This is a genomic window from Bacteroides sp. 214 (assembly GCF_010501015.1).
Taxonomy (GTDB): domain Bacteria; phylum Bacteroidota; class Bacteroidia; order Bacteroidales; family Bacteroidaceae; genus Bacteroides.
Window position 1 is genome coordinate 1 of sequence record NZ_QVML01000013.1, and the last position, 21,238, is coordinate 21,238.

Genomic DNA, 21,238 nt, shown 5'->3' on the forward strand with positions numbered 1-21,238 from the left:
GACGGTAAAACGTAAAGACATACCACTGGAGTAGTGGTCACGTAAAACTTCTAACTTAAAAGGCTCACTGTAGGAACGATGTACTGATTTTTGCATAAACAATTAAATATTATGCAGAAAAAACGTGTAAACCTAATCCCGTATAAGACAGTCTGTTAACGTTTTTAGTTGACTACTTTCAGTCTTATTAATAGAGTTGGTTGACTCGGTTTATACTTAGTTATAAATAGGGTTGACCTTAGCAAGCAACCGTTCCATCTCGGGTGCAATGATTTCTTTGCGATGTAGCACCAATAGCCCTTCTTCCTGCAACTCATTTAGTGCTCTGGATACATTCAGTCGAGTGTCATTCAGGTTGTGTGCCAAGTCATTCATTTTTATTTTCAGCACCTTTTTGCCTTCAAACTTCTCGGCATGGATAAAGAAGAAGTAGATGATTTTTTCTTTTACACAGTTGGGTCTTGGTGTCCACATGCGACGCTGTAGGTTTTGTGCGCGATTGCTGATAATGTTTATGAAGTTTATGCGGAAAATTTCATAATTCATTAGTTCCTTAACCACAAAAGATTTGCTGATGGAGAGTACATTGACTTCTGTTTGAGCGGTATAGGTAGCAGTGTAGAAGTTGTTCAAACCAAAGAGAGACTGTGGCTCGATGAGGTGTTTGCCCGAGAAACTTTCCTGAAAAACGAGCATCTCTTTCTCAGAACTGATATTGGAAACTATTTCTCCTTTCAGCAGAAATACCAGTCGGTCGCAGATAGTATCTTCGCGTATAATGACATCTCCCTTCTTGTACTTTATGAAGTGTAACTTTACCTTAGCCAATATCTTGGTGAAGTCTTCTTCGCAAAGACCTTGAAATAACGGAAGCTGAAGTAAAGTGTTGAACATTGTATTCATGCAATAGCTGTAGCATTGATTATTGTACAAAAGTAAGAACATAACGGATAGTTTGAGCTATCTTACCCGCCCTTTTTGTGTTTTTTATCGTTTCTTATTCAATTTCTTGCTCTTCGTGTTCTTCTCCTTCCTCCTCCTCTTTCTCTTCTTCCTCCTCTTCCTCGTCGGAGAAAATTTCTGGCTTTTGCGGGCCGTACATTCTGAATGCGTAGGCGCACAATATACCTGCCACAGCACCACTCAGATGACCTTCCCACGAGGTGGTGGGCTTGGCAAAGAATGGAAACATGTTCCAGAACAATCCGCCATAGAGAAACGTTACCAACAAAGAAATAGCGATAAGTGGAATGTGCTTGCGAAGTATGCCGCTGAAGAATAGAAAGAAAGCAAGTCCGTAAATGATGCCACTGGCGCCAATATGCCATCCGGGTTTGCCGATAAGGAACGTAAGTACACCACCGGTAATCCAAACCAGAAATAAAATTAACGAGGCAATGTCCCGGTAAAAGAAATATAAACACCAACCTAAGAAAAATAAGGGTATTGTGTTAGAGAAAAGATGATTGAAATTGCTATGTATAAATGGATGGGCAAAGATACCAAAAACACCTTTGAATGTGCGGGGATAAACGCCCAGTGTGGTAAAATCCCATTTCATACCAACCTCCAAAACCTCAATCATATAAAGAATAAATATGAGGAAGAGCGGTATGACCATTGACAAAAATATTCGTTGATTCTCTGGCTTCATATGTGTGCGAAGAAAACTAATATGCTTTTCTAAAACGCAAGATATGGATTTTATCAGTATAATGGCCCGAATAAAGTGACAAAAAATAAAAATAAAGCATCTTTTAGTTTCTAATTCATACTGTAATTTGTACTTTTGATGAAGCAATAAGAAAAATGCTTAAAGAAATAATATAATTAACCTTATAAAATGCACAATAATGAGCTATTTGCGATTTGATAAGACGCTGATGGTGAATTTGGAGGAATCGCTGACAAGGGAAATCCTGCGAACAAATAAATCGGGAGCTTATCATTCTACAACAATTGTAGACTGCAATACCAGAAAATACCATGGATTACTTGTTATACCGGTTCCAAATTTGGATGATGACAACCATGTGTTACTTTCCTCGCTTGACGAAACAGTTATTCAGCATGGAGCGGAGTTTAATCTGGGCTTGCACAAATATCAGGGAAACAATTTTAGTCCCAACGGGCATAAATACATCCGTGAGTTTGACTGTGAAAAAATTCCTATTACCACGTATCGTGTAGGTGGAGTAATTCTTACCAAAGAGAAAATATTTATTCACCATGAAAACCGAATCCTGATTCGTTATACATTGGTCGAGGCGCACTCGCCCACAACATTGCGTTTCCGTCCTTTCATGGCTTTCAGAAGCGTACGCGAGTATACGGTGGAGAATCCTAACGCAAGCCGCGAATATCAAGAGGTGGAGAATGGTATTAAAACCTGTATGTATCCCGGCTACCCCGAACTCTTCATGCAGCTGAACAAAAAGAACGAGTTCCACTTTGCACCCGACTGGTATCGAGGCATTGAATACCCTAAAGAACAGGAGCGTGGATACTTTGTTCGCGAAGACTTGTATGTTCCCGGATATTTTGAAGTAGGGATAAAGAAAGGTGAAAGCATTGTTTTTTCCGCAGGTATCTCCCCGATAAACACACGCCAGTTGAAGAAACTTTTTGATGCGGAGGTAGAAGATAGAACCCCACGAGATAGCTTCTACAACTGCCTGAAGAACTCGGCGCATCAATTCCATAGCAAGCAAGAGGGCGAAAGCTATATTCTTGCAGGCTATCCATGGTTTAAGTGTCGTGCCCGCGATTTGTTCGTTTCACTACCTGGACTAACGCTTGCCATCGATGACATTGATGAGTTCGAAGCGGTAATGGCCACTGCTCAAAAGGCGATATACGCTTTTATGAAAGACCCATCGTCCCCCTGTAAAATAACCGAAATGAATCATCCCGATGTGCCCTTGTGGGCAATATGGGCACTGCAACAATATGCAAAGGAAACCACAAGAGCCAATTGCAGGGAGAAATATGGTAAACTACTAACCGACATCATCGACTATATAGTTCAAGGCAAACACGAAAACCTGTTCTTGCACGATAACGGACTTCTTTATACAAATGGAGAAGATAAAGCTGTTACCTGGATGAATTCTACGGCAAACGGAAGACCGGTGGTGCCACGTACGGGCTATGTGGTAGAGATAAACGCATTGTGGTATAACGCATTGTGCTTTGTAGCCGAGATGCTACGTGATGATGAGAACGAAGCATACGCCGCCAAGTTGGAACGATATGCAGAAACAGCTGCCCGCTCTTTTGTGGATGTGTTCAGAAATGAGCATGGCTATCTGTACGACTACGTTAATGGCTACATGATGGATTGGAGTGTGCGTCCGAATATGTTGTTTGCTGCTGCGCTAGATTACTCTCCGTTGGATCGCGGACAGAAGAAACAAATCCTTGATATTGTAACAAAAGAGTTGCTCACTCCCAAAGGGTTGCGCTCGTTAAGCCCGAAAAGTGGCGGATATAATCCTAATTATGTAGGTACACAGAATGAACGTGACTATGCTTATCATCAAGGTACGGTGTGGCCGTGGTTGGTAGGTTTCTACTTGGAGGCTTACTTGCGTATCTACAAAATGAGCGGACTTTCATTCGTCGAGCGCCAGTTGGTTGGGTTTGAAGATGAAATAACGCAGCATTGCATTGGTACTATTTCCGAACTGTTCGATGGCAATCCTCCGTTCAAAGGTCGAGGTGCTATCTCCTTTGCTATGAATGTGGCCGAGCTTCTTCGGATATTAAAGTTATTGTCTAAATATAAACAATAAGCAGGAGGAATTACTATGAAAGTATTAATGTTCGGATGGGAATTCCCCCCGCATATATTAGGAGGATTAGGAACAGCAAGTTACGGGCTAACTAAAGGAATGTCCTACCAAAATGATTTAGAGATAACATTCTGCATTCCCAAGCCAATGGGCGACGAAGACCAGAGTTTTTTAAGAATCGTAGGAATGAATAGTACGCCTGTGGTGTGGCGGAATGTAGAGTGGGATTATGTGAAGAACCGTGTGGGTGGCTACATGGATCCGCAACTCTACTACGATTTACGCGACCATATTTATGCTGACTTCAATTACTTGCATACCAATGACCTGGGCTGTATAGAGTTCTCGGGCAAGTATCCGGATAATCTTCATGAAGAGATAAACAATTACTCGATAGTAGCCGGGGTGGTAGCTCGCCAGCAAGAGTTTGATATAATTCACTCGCACGATTGGTTGACCTATCCTGCCGGCATCCATGCTAAGCAAGTGTCGGGCAAACCACTGGTTATCCATGTGCATGCTACCGATTTTGACCGCAGTCGTGGTAGCGTGAATCCTACTGTTTACTCCATCGAGAAAAACGGAATGGATCATGCCGACCATATCATGTGCGTGAGCGAACTTACCCGGCAAACGGTTATTCATAAATACCATCAGGATCCTCGCAAGGTAACCACTGTGCACAACGCGGTAGAACCGTTGTCGCAAGAAATTATGGATATAGAGGCAAAGAAGATGCCCAAAGAAAAAGTAGTAACCTTCCTTGGGCGTATTACCATGCAAAAAGGACCAGAATACTTTGTTGAGGCAGCCGCTATGGTGCTTCAACGAACAAAGAATGTTCGTTTTGTGATGGCGGGTAGCGGAGATATGATGAATCAGATGATACGCCTTGTTGCCGAACGGGGCATTGCCGATCGTTTCCACTTCCCGGGCTTTATGAAAGGAAAGCAGGTGTACGAAGTGCTGAAAGCAAGCGATGTGTACATAATGCCTTCCGTGTCCGAACCATTTGGTATATCACCACTCGAAGCGATGCAGGTAAGTGTGCCTACTATAATCTCCAAACAATCTGGCTGTGCCGAGATTTTAGAGAAATGTATCAAGACAGACTACTGGGATATACATGCTATAGCCGATGCTGTTTACTCTATCTGTACCAATCCGGCCTTGTACGAATACCTCAAAGAGGAAGGCAAGAGAGAAGTAGACCAGATAAAATGGGAAACGGTTGGCTACAAAGTGCGTGGCATTTATGATGAAGTATTAAAGAATTATAGGTAATAATAAAACAACATAGACAATGAAAACAATATGTCTTTATTTTGAGATACATCAAATAGTACACCTGAAGCGATATCGCTTCTTTGAGATAGGTTCCGACCATTACTATTACGATGATTATGCCACGGATACAACTATAAGTGAAGTTGCTTCTAAGTCGTATATACCTGCGCTTACTGCATTGCTCGAAATGATTAAAACATCCAATGGAGCGTTTAAGATTGCCTTGTCGGTGTCGGGTATTGCATTGGAACTATTGGAATTGCATGCGCCCGATGTAATAGACTTGCTGCATCAGTTGAACGATACCGGTTGTTGCGAGTTTCTTGGCGAACCCTATTCGCATGGGCTTTCTTCGTTGGGCAACGAGGAGTGTTTCCGCGAGGAAGTAATGCGACAAAGTGAGAAAATGCGAATGGTGTTTGGCAAAGCACCTAAGGTTTTCCGCAATTCCAGTCTCATTTATTCGGATGATATAGGTAGTGTGGTTGCAAGCATGGGATTCAAAGGGATGCTTACCGAAGGAGCAAAGGGTATTCTTGGTTGGAAGAGTCCGCACTATGTGTACCAATCCAGTCAGGCACCAAACCTCAAACTGTTGTTGAGAGACTACAAGCTTTCTGATGACATCACATTGCGCTTCTCTAACTCAGAGTGGAGTGAGTATCCATTGTTCGCGGATAAGTATATGAACTGGATCAGCGAGTTCCCGGCAGAGGAGCAGGTTATTAACTTGTTTATGCGTTTGTCGGCTATCGGTATGGATCAGCCGCTTCACTCTAATATTCTGGAATTTCTGAAAGCGCTTCCGGCTTGTGCAAAAGAGCGAGGCATTACTTTCTCTACGCCATCGGAAATCATCTCCAAGCTGAAACCAGTGTCGGCTTTGGATGTGCCATATCCTATTTCGTGGGTAGACGAAGAGCGAGACCTTACTCCATGGTTGGGCAACGTGTTGCAACGCGAGGCTTTCGGTAAACTATATAGCGTTGCCGAGCGTGTGTTGCTGAGTGATAATAGCCGTATCAAGCAAGATTGGGATTACCTGCAAGCGAGTAATAATCTTCGCTATATGACTACAAAGAATACAGGAATAGCGTTGAATAGGGGTATTTATGATTCTCCGTACGATGCTTTTACAAATTACATGAACGTATTGGGTGACTTCATAAAGCGTGTTAATGCACTGTATCCCGAAGATATTGATGATGAAGAACTCAACTCTTTGCTTACAACAATAAGAAATCAAGATAAAGAGATTGCTCTGTTGAATAAAGACGTGGAGCGCTTGAGTATCAAGCTGGATAAAGCAAAGAATCCGGCTGCCGGGGCAACAAAGCCAAAGAAAGAAGCAGCGCCTAAAGCAGCCAAAGCTACTCCTAAAAAGAAATAGTGATAGTAGATATAGCTATAAAATAATAGAGGCGGGTTGAACAACCCGCCTCTATTATTTTATAGCGTATACACCTTTACTTACTGGAAGTATGTATAATAAATCTTCATTTGTAGTTTATCGTTTGCTCCACCTTTTAGTTTTATGTATCCGGGTCGCATATCATTTTGCATGTTTAGTATATTTTTATTAGAATCGTAGTTAACAACAACCGGAATCAATACAACTTTGTTCCATTGGGTCTCTTCTATCCATTTTGCTTCGTCCCAGTTGCTACCTGCTTCTTTTTTTGCTTCGTCCTTTTCGCGAATACAGGTGTTAACAAGGTTGGTGATGTTGTTGAAAATGTATTGATTAGCCACTTCTCCTGTTGTTTGGTAGTTTGCGATGTATGATGAAATATTGTCATAGATTTCGTTCTTCTCAAAGAAGTCCTTGAGTTTTGATTCTCGTATCATCATAATAGTAGAAGGAGCAGACATGCTAAACTGGTTTTCGCTTTCCCGGTAGTGTCCGTCAAACACTAACTTTACAGTGTTTAGTGTGTCGTTCTTCAGATGTTCGGCAATTTCTAAGATAGGCAATGTAACTTCTGTATGAATTCCTGCCGGAGACTTCAGGTAGGTCCAATCCGTTTCGGCTACTTTTTCCTCTAAGAGAGCCGAGTTGGAGAATCTGTTTGCCTGTATAACCTCTTTAGTAGAGGCTAGTGTTTGATATTGCCTGTATATTAGCTCGGTTCCCAGCGTGTCTTTTGCAATGCCACCTAGACTGTCTATCTCGTACATATTATATACAATGTTAAGGGCAACGCTGTTGGCATATAGAATTGTTCCGTCTCCATAGTCGCTCTTGATGTATAACCCTTTCAATACATTCTTAACAAACGCTTTGGAATTATAGAAATATTCGGGGTGTTCACGGTTGAGTCTTAATATCTCTTCGCCTTTTTCTTTAGACAAGACAAACCTTACATAAGGAACATAATCTTCGGTTGCTCTTAATGAATCTGAAATTGAAGTATCGTAAGCAGAGTAGGCTTTACGACCAAGAAGATCGGATTCGTCGTAGTAATCTTCGGGGTTTATGTTGGTATAATGATTCTTATCCAAATCCTTGTTAAGTTCGTAGACACTCATGCGGCAAGCATTCAATGAGTCTCCAAAATAACTGTCGTAGTATACAACTAACTCTGTCAGGTAGGTAGAGTCTCCTGCCATGAGGTATTCTCCTTCTTTATACTCAATGTTGGGGTCGTATGCCGATGGGAATGTTAAAGAGTCTACGCAGTTCAACTGTGTTAAGAAGCTTGTTTCGTAATAGCCAAAGTCAGGGTCAGAGAACTTTCCTATGTATCCGATGTTTGTTTTGGCAAAAACAGCACCTGTTAATGCTGATTTTGTAGAAACCTCAAAGGTTTTGGAGTCTACCGTTAATTTATCAGCAGGAGGAAGCATATCTAAACCTAGGCTACCTGTATTATCGTCACATCCTACTATGGATACAAAAACAGTTAGTAGTAGCACCCACAAATTTTTAGCTTTCATGCTCAATGAAGTTAGGTTGTTGTTATTTGATTAGTTTAAATTTCCCAGATTTTATCATAGAAACTACTGCAAGCATCAGCATAAGTTTCCGGTTCTTGATACTCAAGGAATGGCTTTTCTTTTTGCAGTGTATAGTCAATGAGCTTTTTGTTTACCTTCTTGCTGTTTTGAATGATTCCGTCAGAGTAGTCAATAGCAAGTTTTGTTACGGCAGCATAATCAAATGATCTGCTGGTAGTTAGTGTGTCAAGGTCTTCTTTTTCAATACCTTTCAACAGCAACTTGTTGGCGAAGTCCTTGTTGTACTTGCTCTTGAATCCATTTTCGTAGATAGAGAAAACAACTTTGGAGTTACGGAAAGAGGGCTCTTCGGCATACGCTTTTTTGATATAAAGCGGCACAAGCGAAGTCATCCAACCATGGCAATGTATTACATCGGGTACCCAACGTAGTTTCTTTACGGTTTCCAATACACCACGCGCATAGAAAATGGCACGGCTATCATTATCATCGTATTCATTTCCATCTTTGTCGCACAGTTCTAAGCGGTTTTGGAAATAATCATCATTGTCGATGAAATATACCTGCATACGAGCAGATTGGATGGAGGCTACTTTAATGATGAGCGGATGGTCGGTGTCGTCGATGATGAGGTTCATTCCCGAAAGGCGAATTACTTCGTGCAATTGATTGCGACGCTCGTTAATCGTTCCCCATTTCGGCATAAAAGTTCTGATTTCTCTTCCTCTTTCTTGGATAGCTTGCGGCAGGCTTCTGCCTATCGTCGACATTTCCGATTCGGGTAGATACGGTGTGATTTCTTGCGTAATAAATAATACTTTCTTCGCCTTTGTCATAATGTTCGAATAAATAATATGCAAAGATAGTCAAAATCTACTGAAAGTGCAGGTGGAATTAAGTTTAATTAGTACGTTGTCTATCTCTTTAGTAAATAGTTTTGTAACGGTTTTGCTCTAACCGGCACATCTGTCCTCTCTTTTTGAAGTGATTTTGCATTAATTTCGTTTATTTCTTTTTTGTGTGCTAAAGAATAGTTTATTTTGCAACGTTTTTAGAATAAAGCAACGGTAATAGTCAAAGAAAATGAGGATAATACATACCATCAGAGAGTTAAAAGAAGTATTGGCTGATTGTCGGAATCAACAGAAAAAAATTGGTTTAGTACCCACTATGGGAGCGCTACATGCCGGACATATTTCTTTGGTGGAGAAGAGCGTTGGCGAAAATGAAGTAACAGTAGTTACTATCTTTGTAAATCCCACACAGTTTAATAATCTTGATGATCTGGAGAAATATCCGCGCACGCTGGAGGAAGATGTGCGGTTGCTCGAGGTTAATCATGCCGATGTTGTTTTTGCTCCCTCGGTAGCCGAAATGTATCCTACACCTGATACCCGCAGTTTTAGCTATCCGCCACTCGATGAAGTGATGGAGGGTAAGTTTCGTCCGGGACATTTTAATGGCGTTTGCCAGATTGTGAGCAAGCTTTTCGAAGCGGTAGAGCCGGATAACGCTTATTTTGGAGAAAAAGATTTTCAGCAACTTGCTATCATTCGCAAGATGAATCGTGCGCAAGATTACGGTATTTATATTGTAGGTTGCCCCATTGTTCGCGAAGCCGATGGCTTGGCTATGAGTAGTCGAAATAGTCGTTTGTCTACTGAAGAACGAAAAAATGCGTTAGAAATATCACAAACTTTATTCAAAAGCCATACCTTTGCCAAAGAACATTCGGTAAAGGAAACAATTCGATTTGTAGAAGATTCTATAGCTGCCGCACCCGGACTTGAGTTGGAGTACTTTTCGTTGGTAGACGGAGATACGCTACAACCAATCGAAGCTTGGGAAGATGCCACATACATCGTTGGCTGTATTACCGTGTTCTGTGGCGATGTTCGTCTGATAGATAATATAAAATATAAATAACCCCCGTTTGCATGACTATTGAAGTATTAAAATCGAAGTTGCATTGTGTACGTGTTACCGAGGCAAACCTCAATTATATTGGTAGCATTACCATTGATGAAGACCTCATGGATGCTGCTAATCTCATAGCTGGAGAAAAGGTTCAGATAGTGAACAATAACAACGGTGAGCGTTTGGAAACTTATATAATCAAAGGTGAAAGAGGCTCGGGAGCTATTTGTTTGAATGGCGCGGCAGCTCGCAAGGTACAACCGGGCGATATTGTGATTATTATGTCATACGCACAGATGGACTTTGAAGAAGCGAAAACGTTTAAGCCGGCAGTGGTATTCCCCGATTCGCAAACGAATAAGTTGGTGTAGGTCATACATCGTACAGATACAAAAAAAGAAGAGAGCAAAACGCTCTCTTCTTTTTTTTGCTTATGGCTCTTGCTTCGTCAGCCATAGTTTCATTCGTTGTCAGCCATAGTCTCATGACCCTTCAGCCATAGTCTCGCGACCCTTCGTCCATAGTCTCGCGACCCTTCAGCCATAGTCTCACGGTCGCTCGTCCATAGGCTGATTTTTCTTCGGCTTACTTGTTCAGTTGCTTGTGCATGGAAGCCGCCGCTTTGCGACCATCGCCCATGGCAAGAATAACAGTAGCTCCACCACGCACAATGTCTCCTCCTGCATAAATCATCGGGATAGACGATTGCATATTTTCGTCTACATTGATAGTACCCCACTTACCCATTTCCAGTCCTTTGATAGAGCTTGGAACAATTGGATTTGGTGAAACGCCAATGCTGACAATTGCCAGATCAATGTCGATAGTCTCCGTTGCACCGGGTATTTCTACCGGCCTGCGTCTGCCCGAAGCATCCGGCTCGCCGAGTTCCATTTTTTGTAGTACAACTTGTTTTACGCTACCATCTTCATTTCCGATGTATTCAATAGGGTTGTGTAGGTTGAGGAACTCTATTCCTTCTTCCTTGGCGTGCTTCACTTCTTCAATACGCGCAGGCATTTCTTCTTCCGAACGGCGGTAGATAATCATGGCACGCTCGGCTCCCAAACGCTTAGCGGTGCGCACGGAGTCCATTGCGGTGTTACCACCACCTATTACTGCTACATTCTTACCGAAGGTAACAGGTGTGTCCGAGTCAGGGCTTGCCGCATCCATAAGGTTTACGCGCGTAAGGTATTCGTTGGACGACATGATGTTAATCAGGTTTTCGCCCGGTATATTCATGAAGTTGGGCAATCCGGCACCTGAAGCAACAAAGAATCCTTTGAAACCTTCTTCTTTGAGATCTTCTATGCTAATGGTTTTGCCTACGATGCAGTCTTTCACAAAGGTAACACCCATGCCTGCAAGTCCTTCAATCTCTACATCAACAATTTGATTGGGCAAACGGAACTCGGGGATACCATATTTCAAAACACCGCCAATTTCGTGGAGGGCTTCAAATACAGTAACACTATAACCATTCTTAGCCATTTCTCCTGCAAAGGAAAGTCCGGCAGGACCAGAGCCAATAACGGCTACCTTGATTCCATTAGCGGGTGCTACTTCGGGGATGGATATTTTGCCACTTTCGCGTTCATAGTCGGCGGCAAAGCGTTCCAGATTACCAATGGCTACGGCTTCTTTACCCATTTTGAGATGGATACACTTAGCTTCGCACTGCTTTTCTTGCGGACAAACACGTCCGCAAACAGCAGGTAGCGCACTGGTTTCTTTTAGTGTCTTGGCTGCTTCAAGGAACTCGCCACGTTCTATATTTTTTATGAAACGGGGAATGTCAATGTTAACCGGACAGCCATCAATACAACCGGGGTTGGCACAGTCCAAACAGCGCTTCGCTTCGTTCATGGCTTGGGCCTCGCTAAGTCCGCGGTTTACCTCTTCTGTGCGGTGTGCTATGCGATATGCGGGTTCCAATTCGTTCATGTGAACGCGCTCAATACTACTACGCTCTTTGGCTTTGAGGCTTTTACGAAGCTCTTCGCGCCAAGCGGCATCGCGGCTTTTCTCTGTATTAGTAGCTTGGCAAGAACCAAGTTTTTTTACCTCTTCTTGTTCAATCTTTTTGAAAGCACCCATACGAAGGAGCATTTCTTCGAAATCTACCTGATGTCCGTCGAATTCAGGACCGTCTACACAAACAAATTTGGTTTTGCCACCTACTGTGATGCGGCAGGCGCCGCACATACCTGTACCGTCTACCATGATGGTATTGAGCGATACATCGGTGGGGATTTCGTATTTCTTGGTGAGTAAGCAAACAAACTTCATCATAATGGCAGGGCCAATAGCGAAGCATTTATTTACTTTTTCGCGCTTAATAACTTCTTCAATGCCTTCGGTTACCAAACCTTTGCGACCGTAAGAACCGTCATCGGTCATAATGATAACTTCGTCCGAACTCTTGCGCATTTCCTCTTCAAGTATGATGAGTTCTTTATTGCGTCCTGCAAGTACGGTGATTACTCTATTGCCTGCAGCTTTCAGGGCTTGTACGATGGGGAGCATCGGTGCTACACCCACACCACCTCCGGCGCAAATCACGGTGCCGAAGTTATCAACGTGAGTAGCTTTTCCCAGCGGACCTACTACATCGGTAATGTATTCGCCTACTTTTAGTGCGGCAAGCCTTGATGATGAAAGCCCAACTTCCTGAATCACAAGCGTGATAGTTCCTTTCTTCGTGTCTGCTTCAGCAATGGTTAACGGCATACGTTCGCCTTTTTCTCCTACCCGGACAATTACAAAATGTCCTGCTTTGCGCGACTTGGCAATAAGTGGCGCTTCAATCTCCAACTTGAATACCTTTGGAGAGAACTGTTCTTTGCTGATAATCTTATTCATTCGTAATCACTTTGTTCTTTATTTAACCCTCTATAGTAGGGTAACGCGCTGCAAAGATACGTTATTTAATTAAAAAAACTCCCGACCTTGCAAAAAGTCAGGAGTTTAGCCAATATTTTATATAAAATTGAAGCTATTATTTACTTATCATATCAAAACCACAGTATGGAATCAATGCTTCGGGTATGCGAATACCTTCGTCTGTTTGATTGTTTTCCAGCAATGCGGCAAGAATACGTGGTAATGCCAATGCCGAGCCGTTCAGTGTGTGGCATAGCTCTGTCTTTTTGTCGGCTGTGCGGTAACGACACTTCAACCTGTTTGCCTGATATGATTCGAAATTAGATACCGAGCTAACCTCTAACCAACGCTTTTGTGCTGCCGAGTACACTTCAAAATCGAATGTGATGGCAGAGGTAAAGCTCATATCTCCGCCACAAAGACGAAGAATGCGATAGGGGAGTTCCAGCTTCTTAACTAAGTTCTCTACGTGAGCAATCATTTCGTTCAATGATTCGTAAGAATGCTCGGGCTTGTCAATGCGCACAATCTCCACCTTGTTGAACTGATGTAAGCGGTTCAAGCCACGAACATCTTTTCCATAAGACCCTGCTTCTCTGCGGAAACATGCCGAGTAAGCGCAGTTCTTTATAGGAAGTTCCTTCTCGTCAATGATTACATCGCGGTAGATATTAGTCACTGGCACTTCGGCAGTAGGAATTAAGTATAGATTGTCTTCGGTTGCATGATACATTTGTCCTTCCTTATCGGGAAGTTGTCCTGTACCATAACCTGATGCTTCGTTTACTACGTATGGTGGCTCGATTTCCAGATATCCTGCATCTCGCGCTTCGTCCAGGAAGAAGTTAATAAGTGAACGTTGCAAGCGAGCGCCTTTTCCTTTATATACAGGGAAGCCTGCGCCGGTAATCTTTACACCGAGTTCAAAGTCAATCAGGTCATACTCTTTTGCTAGTTCCCAGTGTGGTTTAGCATCAGCGGGAAGTTCCACCTCTTTGCCACCCGTATGTTCTACAACGTTGTCTTCGGGTGTTTTGCCTTCGGGTACCATTTCGCTGGGGATATTGGGGATGGTATATAATAGTTCCTGCAATTCGGTGGTAGCTTCGCTCATGGTAGCTTCCAGCGCTTTGCTGTTTTCTTTTAGTTCGCTTACTTTGCTCTTTGCTGCCTCTGCTTCTTCTTTCTTTCCTTCTTTCATCAGTTGTCCGATTGATTTGGAAAGTGCGTTTATCTCAGCAAGATTGCCATCAAGTACTCCTTGTGTGTTACGCCTTTTGTCGTTTGCGGCGATAACCCGTTCAATCACTTCGCCTGCATTTTTGAAGTGTTTCTTTCCCAACCCACGGATAACCGCTTCGGTGTTTTCGGTGATTTGTTTAATTGTAAGCATATATGTATCTTTTTTTTCTAAAAAAGGAGATATGACTTGAAATCATATCTCCTTCTCCTGTTTTTTGAAATAAGATTTTATTAAATCCTTATGCTTCTTTAGCTTCTTCGGCAGGAACGATGGAAACAATTCTCTTGTCGTTCTTTGTTTTCTTAAAGCTTACGATACCATCTGTTAGGGCGAAAAGAGTGTGGTCTTTACCCATACCCATGTTAATACCTGGGTGGAATTCAGTACCTCTTTGACGAATAATGATGTTACCAGCTTTGCAAGCTTCACCACCATATATCTTTACGCCTAATCTTTTGCTATGTGATTCGCGGCCGTTCTTTGAACTACCGACACCTTTCTTATGTGCCATTTTCTTCTACGTTTTAATTGATTAAGCTACTACTTCTTTAATTGTAATCTCTGTAAATTGTTGGCGGTGACCATTGCGTTTTCTATAACCTTTTCTTCTCTTTTTGTGGAATACGATTACTTTGTCGCCTTTCACTAAGTTAGAAACGATTTCGCAAACTACTTTTGCGCCTTCTACTGTTGGTGCTCCAACGGTAATTGCTCCGTCTTTGTCTACCAAAAGAACTTTGTCAAACTCTACAGTTGCTCCGTTTTCGCCATTTTGAATGTGGTGAACGAACAACTTCTTTCCAGCTTCAGCTTTAAACTGCTGACCGTTAATTTCTACAATTGCGTACATCTGTTATTTATTATACAGGTTTCTCCGTCGGGTGGTCGTTAATTGCTTAAAGAACACTTGGTTTACCCGGTGCGGAATAATTAGGCTGCAAAAGTAATAGATTTATTTTTATCGGACAAATCTTTTCCTTTGTTTTTTATACTGGCTCTACCAAATCGGCTCTACTGTGTATCCTGCTTCTTTCAATAAGTTAATCAACCCCTTTTCTCCCGGTAAGTGTAGGGCACCTACGGCTACAAAACTGGCCATTTCTTTCATCATAGCCGGAAGCTTCTCTGCCCACGCCATGTTGCGATTGTCTATCATTGCTTCCATTTCACCAGGCAATGGGTCGCAGTTGGTATTTGTTTTGTGATAGGCTATTTCGAGTAGCTTATCTAATTGCTGGTTCATATAAGCATCGGTTAGTTCTATTGCCTGTTTTACGGTATTGTCAATATCCGATATGGTGCAAACCAACAGTTCAGCTTGTCTTTCCAATGGAGAATTGTTGAAGAGCATATTCATTTGAAACTCTAATGTTTCCAAACCAGCAATCTGTTTGCCAAGGTTACTACCCATTTCTTGCAAGAAACTATCCAACTGTTCTTTAGATTTATAGTTGGGCATGTGTTTTATGTAAAGCACCACTACCAAATTATTGGTGATGTATGCCGGTTTCATTTTAGGAACCATGTCTATGTGCAAGCCTACATACTCTTGGCAGGTTTTCTTTACCAGTTCGTATTCTTCAGGGGTGAAAAGTGATTTGAGTGTGATGCTGTCTTCATCAATCATCATCATTCTTTGCATCATCCCCATGGTTTCGGGTGATCTCATTTCGCTCATCGCAACTTCGCCGATTACGCGTTCGCACTCATTATAGGCTGCTCTGTATCCTTTTACGCTATCTAAAATGGCATAGGGCGCAAGATGGTGTGTGCCGAAAACATACGAAGATTTTTCCAAGTCGTTGCCCGATATCTTCCATAGTAGTTGCGCCTGAGTGCAAACAGCTGCGCAAACTAAAAACAGGGTCGTGATAATCTTTTTCATCTTATTGTAATTCGTTAGTAGTTTCTTCGTTTACTTGTTCTTCAGAAAGAATCTCTTCCTCTTCCTTTTCTACCATATCTACATTGAAGTACTCTTCCAGTTCTTTTTCTGCCGAGTTGTCGTTATTGGCAATGTCGCGAATAACTACTCCATGCTCTAATAAAGCGATACGTGGACAGATATCTATTGTGTGGTTGAGGTTGTGGCTGGAGATAAGTACTGTGGCTTTGGTCTCCTCGTTGTATTTGCGCAGTATGTGTTTGATGATAGACTGCGAACTCGGATCGAGGAAGTTGAACGGCTCATCCAAAATAAGTAGTTGTGGATAATGCAGCATGGCAGAAATGATACCGATTTTCTGTTTGTTACCCGCCGAGTAATTACGGATGAATTTCTTCTGTCCTAATACCTCGCCATTCATAAAGCGTTCGAACTGTACTAAGCGTTCGTCTACTTCTTCTTTTTTTAATCCGTACATCTTTCCGGTGAAGTAGAAGAATTCTTCGGGGGTGAGATAGTCAATAAGGAAACCCTCGTCAATAAACGCACCGGTGTATGTTTTCCACTCTTCGCTTTTGCTTACGTCGATATCGTTTATTTTCACCAAACCATTATCGGCTTTGAGTAGGTCTAGTATTAACCGGAAAAGGGTGGTTTTCCCAGCACCGTTGTTTCCAACCAAGCCAATCATATCACCTTGTGCGATGTTATACGTTGCTATGTCTACTGCTTTTTTCTCGCCAAATAGCTTTTGTAGATTTTCTATTGTAATCATGTGTTCTTACTTTTAATAAAATATGAAAGTTGAGTTATTTTGTATCGCGGAATCCTTCCATGTTTCTGTATCTACGTGCCATGAAGCGGTTGTAGATGTTTTTTATCCAGAAGTCGGCTGTTGCCACAAAGGCAATACCAATGAAGAGTAATATCCACAATGCCACTGTTTCTCCGAAAAGTGCATTTAACAGGTACACAAGCAGAATCGGAATCATAAAGCTGCAAATACTGATGATGTTCTGAAGCCCTGTTCCTGATGATTGTCTGCCGGTAACTCCTTCATTCAATGGTACTGTCTTGTTATTGTATACCGCCATTTGAAAAAGACAAAAATAAACAGGCCCTATAGACAGAAACGCAAGTGCGAAGGTACCTAGCAAAGAGAGCTTGCCCATTACTACCGCCGGTATCATTAAAATAAAGGGGATAATAACCATGATGCAGTAAAAATAATATTTGGCGCGGAGCAGTGTGTAGATAGATTCTTTACGCGTCATCAGTCCGTCAATATAGTTACCTTCAAATCCCATGATTTGTGTGAGTATCACTGTTCCGAAGGCTACAAAGCTGTAAATGGAGATAAAATTCTTCATGAACATGCCGTCGTAAGCATCCGAGAAGCTAAGAATAAGCGAGAAGAACACAACGATAATGGCAATGGTACGCAGTGATACCTTGCAACGTTTGTTGCGAAAGAGCATCTTTAACTCTAAGCGTAGGTACTCGCCCAGCTCTCCATAACGTTCAAAGAACTTGTATTCGGATACAGTCATCACTTTGGTGTCTTCCACCTTGTTGAGTTCCGAATAAGCAAATCTCAGTATTATACTTCTGTTTATGAACCACATCAAGGCAATACAAGCAATTACTCCGAGAAAATAGAGAATATCTCCGTCAATAAATCCTTCGCCAAGGTTCATGGTGAAATCAGCAAAGGGAAAATCAAAAGCGAACTCTACACCAAGCAAGGCTCCGTATATGCTTACCGGCAACAATAGCCACCAAAAGTTTTCGTTGAAGAGGGTGCGGCAGAAGAGATACCAGTAGTTGTTGAGCAATATCAATAGATAAATGCCAAGGACGTAAGTAAATACACCAGCGATGCCGTAGAAACGGGTTATTGTCAGCAGTGCAAAGGGCACAAACATAAACAACCACAGATAATTAAAACCACTAATACCCGAACGAATCAACAAAAAGTCAATTAACCGTTTACGTTTGATAGGCAGCAACAGGTAGGGTTTCATTTCTTGGGTGGGTGTCTTTTGGAAACTGAACCGCATGAAGAAGTCAAGTATAAGGACGTAGATAAGCCCCTTATTCATTACATGATACGGCTCTATGCTGGGAGCTGCATTGGCAAATCCTTTAGCGAAGGTTACTCCGAAAAAAATCAAATAACCAATCCAGAACACCGCCATGAAGTAGGCGAAGTACTTCCCGAATTTGTTCTTGTCATACATCGGGTGACGCTTGGCGGCAAGCTTGCTGTGTTTGCGTAATTCGTTGAAAAGCATGGTTGAAATGGGTCGTAAGTTGATACAATAATAGCCACAGATCATACAATACACAGTTTATGTATGGATAATCTGTGGCTATGTCAAAGTCTTATTCTATTCGATTATTCCTTTTCAGGGCTAATCATCAAAACTTCAGAGCGATTGTTCTGACCGAACAAACTCTTGGCAAATTTCTGAATGTCACCAACGGTTGCTCCGTTTACAATCTCTTCGTAACCGGTTTCCATATTTACGCCATTAAGAACGTACTCATTGATTGTACTTAACCAGTAACTGTTTTCTTTCAGGTTTTCTTGGTGTTTCTTGATCATAAACTCTTTGGTTTTGTTCAAGTTCAGCTCACTTGGACCTGCATTCATCAAGTTATCCATTTCCGCAAAGATAATCTCCATTAGTTTGTCTTTCTTTGAAGGAGAAGTTTCGAACATGATTTGCAAGTAGAATGTTTCTTTCGGATCTTTTTCTAATCCACCGTTTACACTCACACCGTAAGTGCCACCTTCGTCTTCGCGAACCTTTTCTGTGTAGATTAACGTAAGAATTTGTCGGGTGATGTCCATCAACACTCTGTTCTTTTGGTTGTAGTCGCATTTACCATTGTAGAATACAAACGAAGATACTTTAGCAGTTTCTTGCTCTTTGATAAATTCGTTCTTGTACATACCTTGACGGAGGTCCATCTTTGTGTCGGCAAATGTTTCTTTTCGGTTGATAGATGGCAACGAACCTAGATACATTTCGAATAAAGGTTTAGCTGTTTCCATGTCAATGTTACCAATGAAAACAAAGGTGAAGTCGCTTGCGTCTGCAAAACGGTCTTTGTACATTTCAATTACTCTGTCGTAGTTTACTTTGTCAATCATACCCGAACTCAAACGAGTTGAACGTGGGTGGTTGTTGTAGATAGTACTGTTGATGGAGTCGATGAAAGTAACCATTGGCTGTAGCTCTTGGTTTTGTAGCTGTGCTTTTGTACGGGTTTTGTATGATTCGAACGCGTCTTGGTCTTTGCGTGGCGATGTAAACGTAAGGTACGTTAATTGCATCATCGTTTCAAAATCCTTTGGCGAGCAGCTACCATAAAGCATTTCTGTATCGGTAGAGATTGAAGATCTTACGCTTGCTTTCTTACCGGCAAGTACTTTTTCCATGTCTACAGGGTTGAAATTACCAAAACCACCTGCCGAAATTACTGCGTTCAATGTTTTGATATTTTCAATTTCCGATTCGGGGAATAATGAGGTACCACCCTCGCTTACACCTCTCATCATGATTTCGTCGGCTTTGAAGTCTGTATCTTTAACAATCACCTTCACACCGTTAGATAATGTAAGTGTGGTTGTTCCGAAGATGTCGTCTTTCTTTTCGGAAACGATTTTGCCCGGAGTTGGCTCTTGGCTAATCAATGGTTCGTCAGATACTTTATCTTCGTATGGAGTCAGTTCTTCCGCACTTATCTTATTCAATACGTTTATCAATGCTTCTTTAGTAGGAAGTGTCAAACCTTCTTTTGCGGGGGCAAATAAAGCTACTACTTTGTTTTCTTCGCCTATCATTCCTTGCACCGCTTGATTTAATGCGGCAACCGGAATCATTGGGGCTATCTGGTTCATGATAGCGTATTCGTTCTCAATACCCGGAATAGGCTCATTATCGAGGAAATGACGCACATAATTTCTAACGATTTGATTGTTCTTGAGCTTGTCTTTTTCGTTGAACGAAGACTCCAACTGACGAAGATAGTCAGCGCGAGCACGTGTATATTCTGATTCGGTGAAGCCAAAGCGACGTACTCTTTCTATTTCGCGCGCCAATGTTTCAAATCCGGTTTCGATGGCCTCTTCTTTACATATCACATAGCCGGTAAAGGCATCTTTTGTCTTTGCAATGAAGAAATCGCTGTCATAAGCACCAGCATATACAAAAGGAGGGTTGGCCGATTGTCTTAATTCATCTAAACGAGCCGAAATCATATTGCTGATAAGGTTTGTCATGTATTGAGCTACCATATAGCCCATGTTTCCTTTTTCTTCGGTAGGAACAGTTTCGTGTTTATTGAAGAACAGGATTTGGATATTCGCTTGTTCTTTGTCTTGTTCAATAACAACAATGGGTTCTTTATTATCAGTTACCGGATAGTATACGCGTTCGGCAGCATCGGGTTGGGCAGGTATGTCAGAGAACATTTTTTTAATCTTCGCTTCAACCATATCTACGTCAATGTCGCCTACTACTACGATACCTTGCAGGTCTGGACGATACCATTTCTCGTAGTAATCTCTCAATACTTGTGGTTTGAAATTCAATACTACGTCCATTTTACCAATAGGTAAGCAGTCTTCGTATTGTGTTCCGGCAAACATAACCGGAAGTGCTTTTTCCATCATACGTTGGCTGGCACTCATACGGCTGCGCCACTCTTCGTGAATAACACCTCTTTCTTTGTCTATCTCAACTACATCCAGTGTAAGGTCGTTAGACCAGTCGTGCAGGATTAATAAACAAGAGTCAATAACACCTTCGCGGATAACGGGCACATTCGAGATGTTGTAAACCGTTTCGTCAATAGAGGTGTAGGCATTGAGGTTTTCGCCAAATTTCACACCAATTGTCTCAAGATATTGTTTTAAGGCGTCGCCGGGATAGTGGGTTGTACCGTTAAAACACATATGTTCCAAGAAGTGCGCCAATCCTTTTTGATCATCGTTCTCCTGTATAGAACCTACTTTCTGTGCAATGTAAAACTCAGCTCTGTTTTCGGGCAGGCTGTTCTTGCGTATATAATACGTCAATCCGTTTTCCAGTTTGCCGATGCGTACATTCGGGTCAACCGGAATAGGAGGCATTTGCTGAGCAAAAACCGAGCTCAGGCTGCAGCATACTGTCAGTATAGCTACAAATGAAATTCGAAATAAATGATTCATTGCTTTGTGATTAAAGTGTTTTTGTTTAATAAGTCGCTCGTTGTTTC

The 21,238-nt window shown here is 42.0% G+C and carries 17 protein-coding genes; 5 read left to right on the forward strand and 12 right to left on the reverse strand.

Annotation, left to right across the window (positions count from 1 at the left end; translation table 11 throughout):
* Window positions 1-216: 216 nt before the first annotated feature.
* On the reverse strand, window positions 217-903 hold the full coding sequence (locus tag D0T50_RS09500) for a Crp/Fnr family transcriptional regulator (RefSeq protein WP_163223295.1): 687 nt from the start codon (window positions 901-903) through the stop codon (window positions 217-219).
* 94 nt (window positions 904-997) lie between these two features.
* The gene (locus tag D0T50_RS09505; RefSeq protein ID WP_163223296.1) at window positions 998-1,654 is read right to left on the reverse strand and encodes a rhomboid family intramembrane serine protease; all 657 of its coding nucleotides are present in this window, start codon (window positions 1,652-1,654) and stop codon (window positions 998-1,000) included.
* Between the two features lie 199 nt (window positions 1,655-1,853).
* Between D0T50_RS09505 and D0T50_RS09510 the strand changes: the two genes are divergently transcribed.
* Genes D0T50_RS09510 through D0T50_RS09520 form a run of 3 tightly spaced genes read left to right on the forward strand, consistent with a single transcriptional unit; the run spans window position 1,854 to window position 6,471 of the window.
* Window positions 1,854-3,794 carry a glycogen debranching enzyme N-terminal domain-containing protein gene (locus tag D0T50_RS09510; protein WP_163223297.1) on the forward strand — a complete coding sequence of 647 codons (1,941 nt, stop codon included), beginning with the start codon at window positions 1,854-1,856 and terminating at the stop codon, window positions 3,792-3,794.
* 15 nt (window positions 3,795-3,809) lie between these two features.
* Window positions 3,810-5,078: a glycosyltransferase family 4 protein gene (locus tag D0T50_RS09515; RefSeq protein ID WP_163223298.1), complete on the forward strand. Its 1,269-nt coding sequence runs from the start codon at window positions 3,810-3,812 to the stop codon at window positions 5,076-5,078.
* Window positions 5,079-5,097: 19 nt separating this feature from the next.
* Window positions 5,098-6,471 (forward strand): glycoside hydrolase family 57 protein, encoded by a 1,374-nt coding sequence (locus tag D0T50_RS09520; RefSeq protein ID WP_163223299.1) that lies wholly within the window; start codon window positions 5,098-5,100, stop codon window positions 6,469-6,471.
* A gap of 80 nt (window positions 6,472-6,551) precedes the next feature.
* Here the strand turns inward: D0T50_RS09520 and D0T50_RS09525 are convergent, their stop codons facing one another.
* Window positions 6,552-8,018: a DUF4270 domain-containing protein gene (locus D0T50_RS09525; protein ID WP_163223300.1), complete on the reverse strand. Its 1,467-nt coding sequence runs from the start codon at window positions 8,016-8,018 to the stop codon at window positions 6,552-6,554.
* 35 nt (window positions 8,019-8,053) lie between these two features.
* Window positions 8,054-8,875, reverse strand: a complete 822-nt coding sequence (locus D0T50_RS09530) for a glycogen/starch synthase (protein ID WP_163223301.1) — start codon at window positions 8,873-8,875, stop codon at window positions 8,054-8,056.
* Window positions 8,876-9,122: 247 nt separating this feature from the next.
* On the opposite strand from D0T50_RS09530, the gene panC reads away from it, so the two are divergent.
* The gene (gene panC, locus D0T50_RS09535) at window positions 9,123-9,965 is read left to right on the forward strand and encodes a pantoate--beta-alanine ligase (protein WP_163223302.1); all 843 of its coding nucleotides are present in this window, start codon (window positions 9,123-9,125) and stop codon (window positions 9,963-9,965) included.
* Window positions 9,966-9,976: 11 nt separating this feature from the next.
* A complete protein-coding gene (panD, locus tag D0T50_RS09540; RefSeq protein ID WP_163223303.1) occupies window positions 9,977-10,327 on the forward strand; it encodes an aspartate 1-decarboxylase in 351 nt (116 codons plus the stop codon).
* Between the two features lie 214 nt (window positions 10,328-10,541).
* Here the strand turns inward: panD and D0T50_RS09545 are convergent, their stop codons facing one another.
* The 8 genes from D0T50_RS09545 to D0T50_RS09580 all read right to left on the reverse strand — a co-directional run bounded on the left by D0T50_RS09545 (window position 10,542) and on the right by D0T50_RS09580 (window position 21,191).
* Window positions 10,542-12,821, reverse strand: a complete 2,280-nt coding sequence (locus tag D0T50_RS09545) for a bifunctional dihydroorotate dehydrogenase B NAD binding subunit/NADPH-dependent glutamate synthase (RefSeq protein WP_163223304.1) — start codon at window positions 12,819-12,821, stop codon at window positions 10,542-10,544.
* A 136-nt stretch (window positions 12,822-12,957) separates the two neighbouring features.
* Window positions 12,958-14,235: a serine--tRNA ligase gene (serS, locus tag D0T50_RS09550; protein ID WP_163223305.1), complete on the reverse strand. Its 1,278-nt coding sequence runs from the start codon at window positions 14,233-14,235 to the stop codon at window positions 12,958-12,960.
* Between the two features lie 88 nt (window positions 14,236-14,323).
* Window positions 14,324-14,596 carry a 50S ribosomal protein L27 gene (rpmA, locus tag D0T50_RS09555; protein WP_163223306.1) on the reverse strand — a complete coding sequence of 91 codons (273 nt, stop codon included), beginning with the start codon at window positions 14,594-14,596 and terminating at the stop codon, window positions 14,324-14,326.
* A gap of 21 nt (window positions 14,597-14,617) precedes the next feature.
* Window positions 14,618-14,935 carry a 50S ribosomal protein L21 gene (gene rplU, locus D0T50_RS09560; protein ID WP_163223307.1) on the reverse strand — a complete coding sequence of 106 codons (318 nt, stop codon included), beginning with the start codon at window positions 14,933-14,935 and terminating at the stop codon, window positions 14,618-14,620.
* A 147-nt stretch (window positions 14,936-15,082) separates the two neighbouring features.
* Window positions 15,083-15,970 (reverse strand): TraB/GumN family protein, encoded by an 888-nt coding sequence (locus tag D0T50_RS09565; RefSeq protein ID WP_163223308.1) that lies wholly within the window; start codon window positions 15,968-15,970, stop codon window positions 15,083-15,085.
* A 1-nt stretch (window position 15,971) separates the two neighbouring features.
* Window positions 15,972-16,745, reverse strand: a complete 774-nt coding sequence (locus D0T50_RS09570; protein ID WP_163223309.1) for an ABC transporter ATP-binding protein — start codon at window positions 16,743-16,745, stop codon at window positions 15,972-15,974.
* A 34-nt stretch (window positions 16,746-16,779) separates the two neighbouring features.
* Window positions 16,780-18,264, reverse strand: coding sequence for a DUF5687 family protein (locus D0T50_RS09575; protein ID WP_163223310.1), 1,485 nt, complete (start codon window positions 18,262-18,264; stop codon window positions 16,780-16,782).
* Between the two features lie 104 nt (window positions 18,265-18,368).
* Window positions 18,369-21,191 carry a pitrilysin family protein gene (locus tag D0T50_RS09580; RefSeq protein WP_163223311.1) on the reverse strand — a complete coding sequence of 941 codons (2,823 nt, stop codon included), beginning with the start codon at window positions 21,189-21,191 and terminating at the stop codon, window positions 18,369-18,371.
* Window positions 21,192-21,238: the final 47 nt, after the last annotated feature.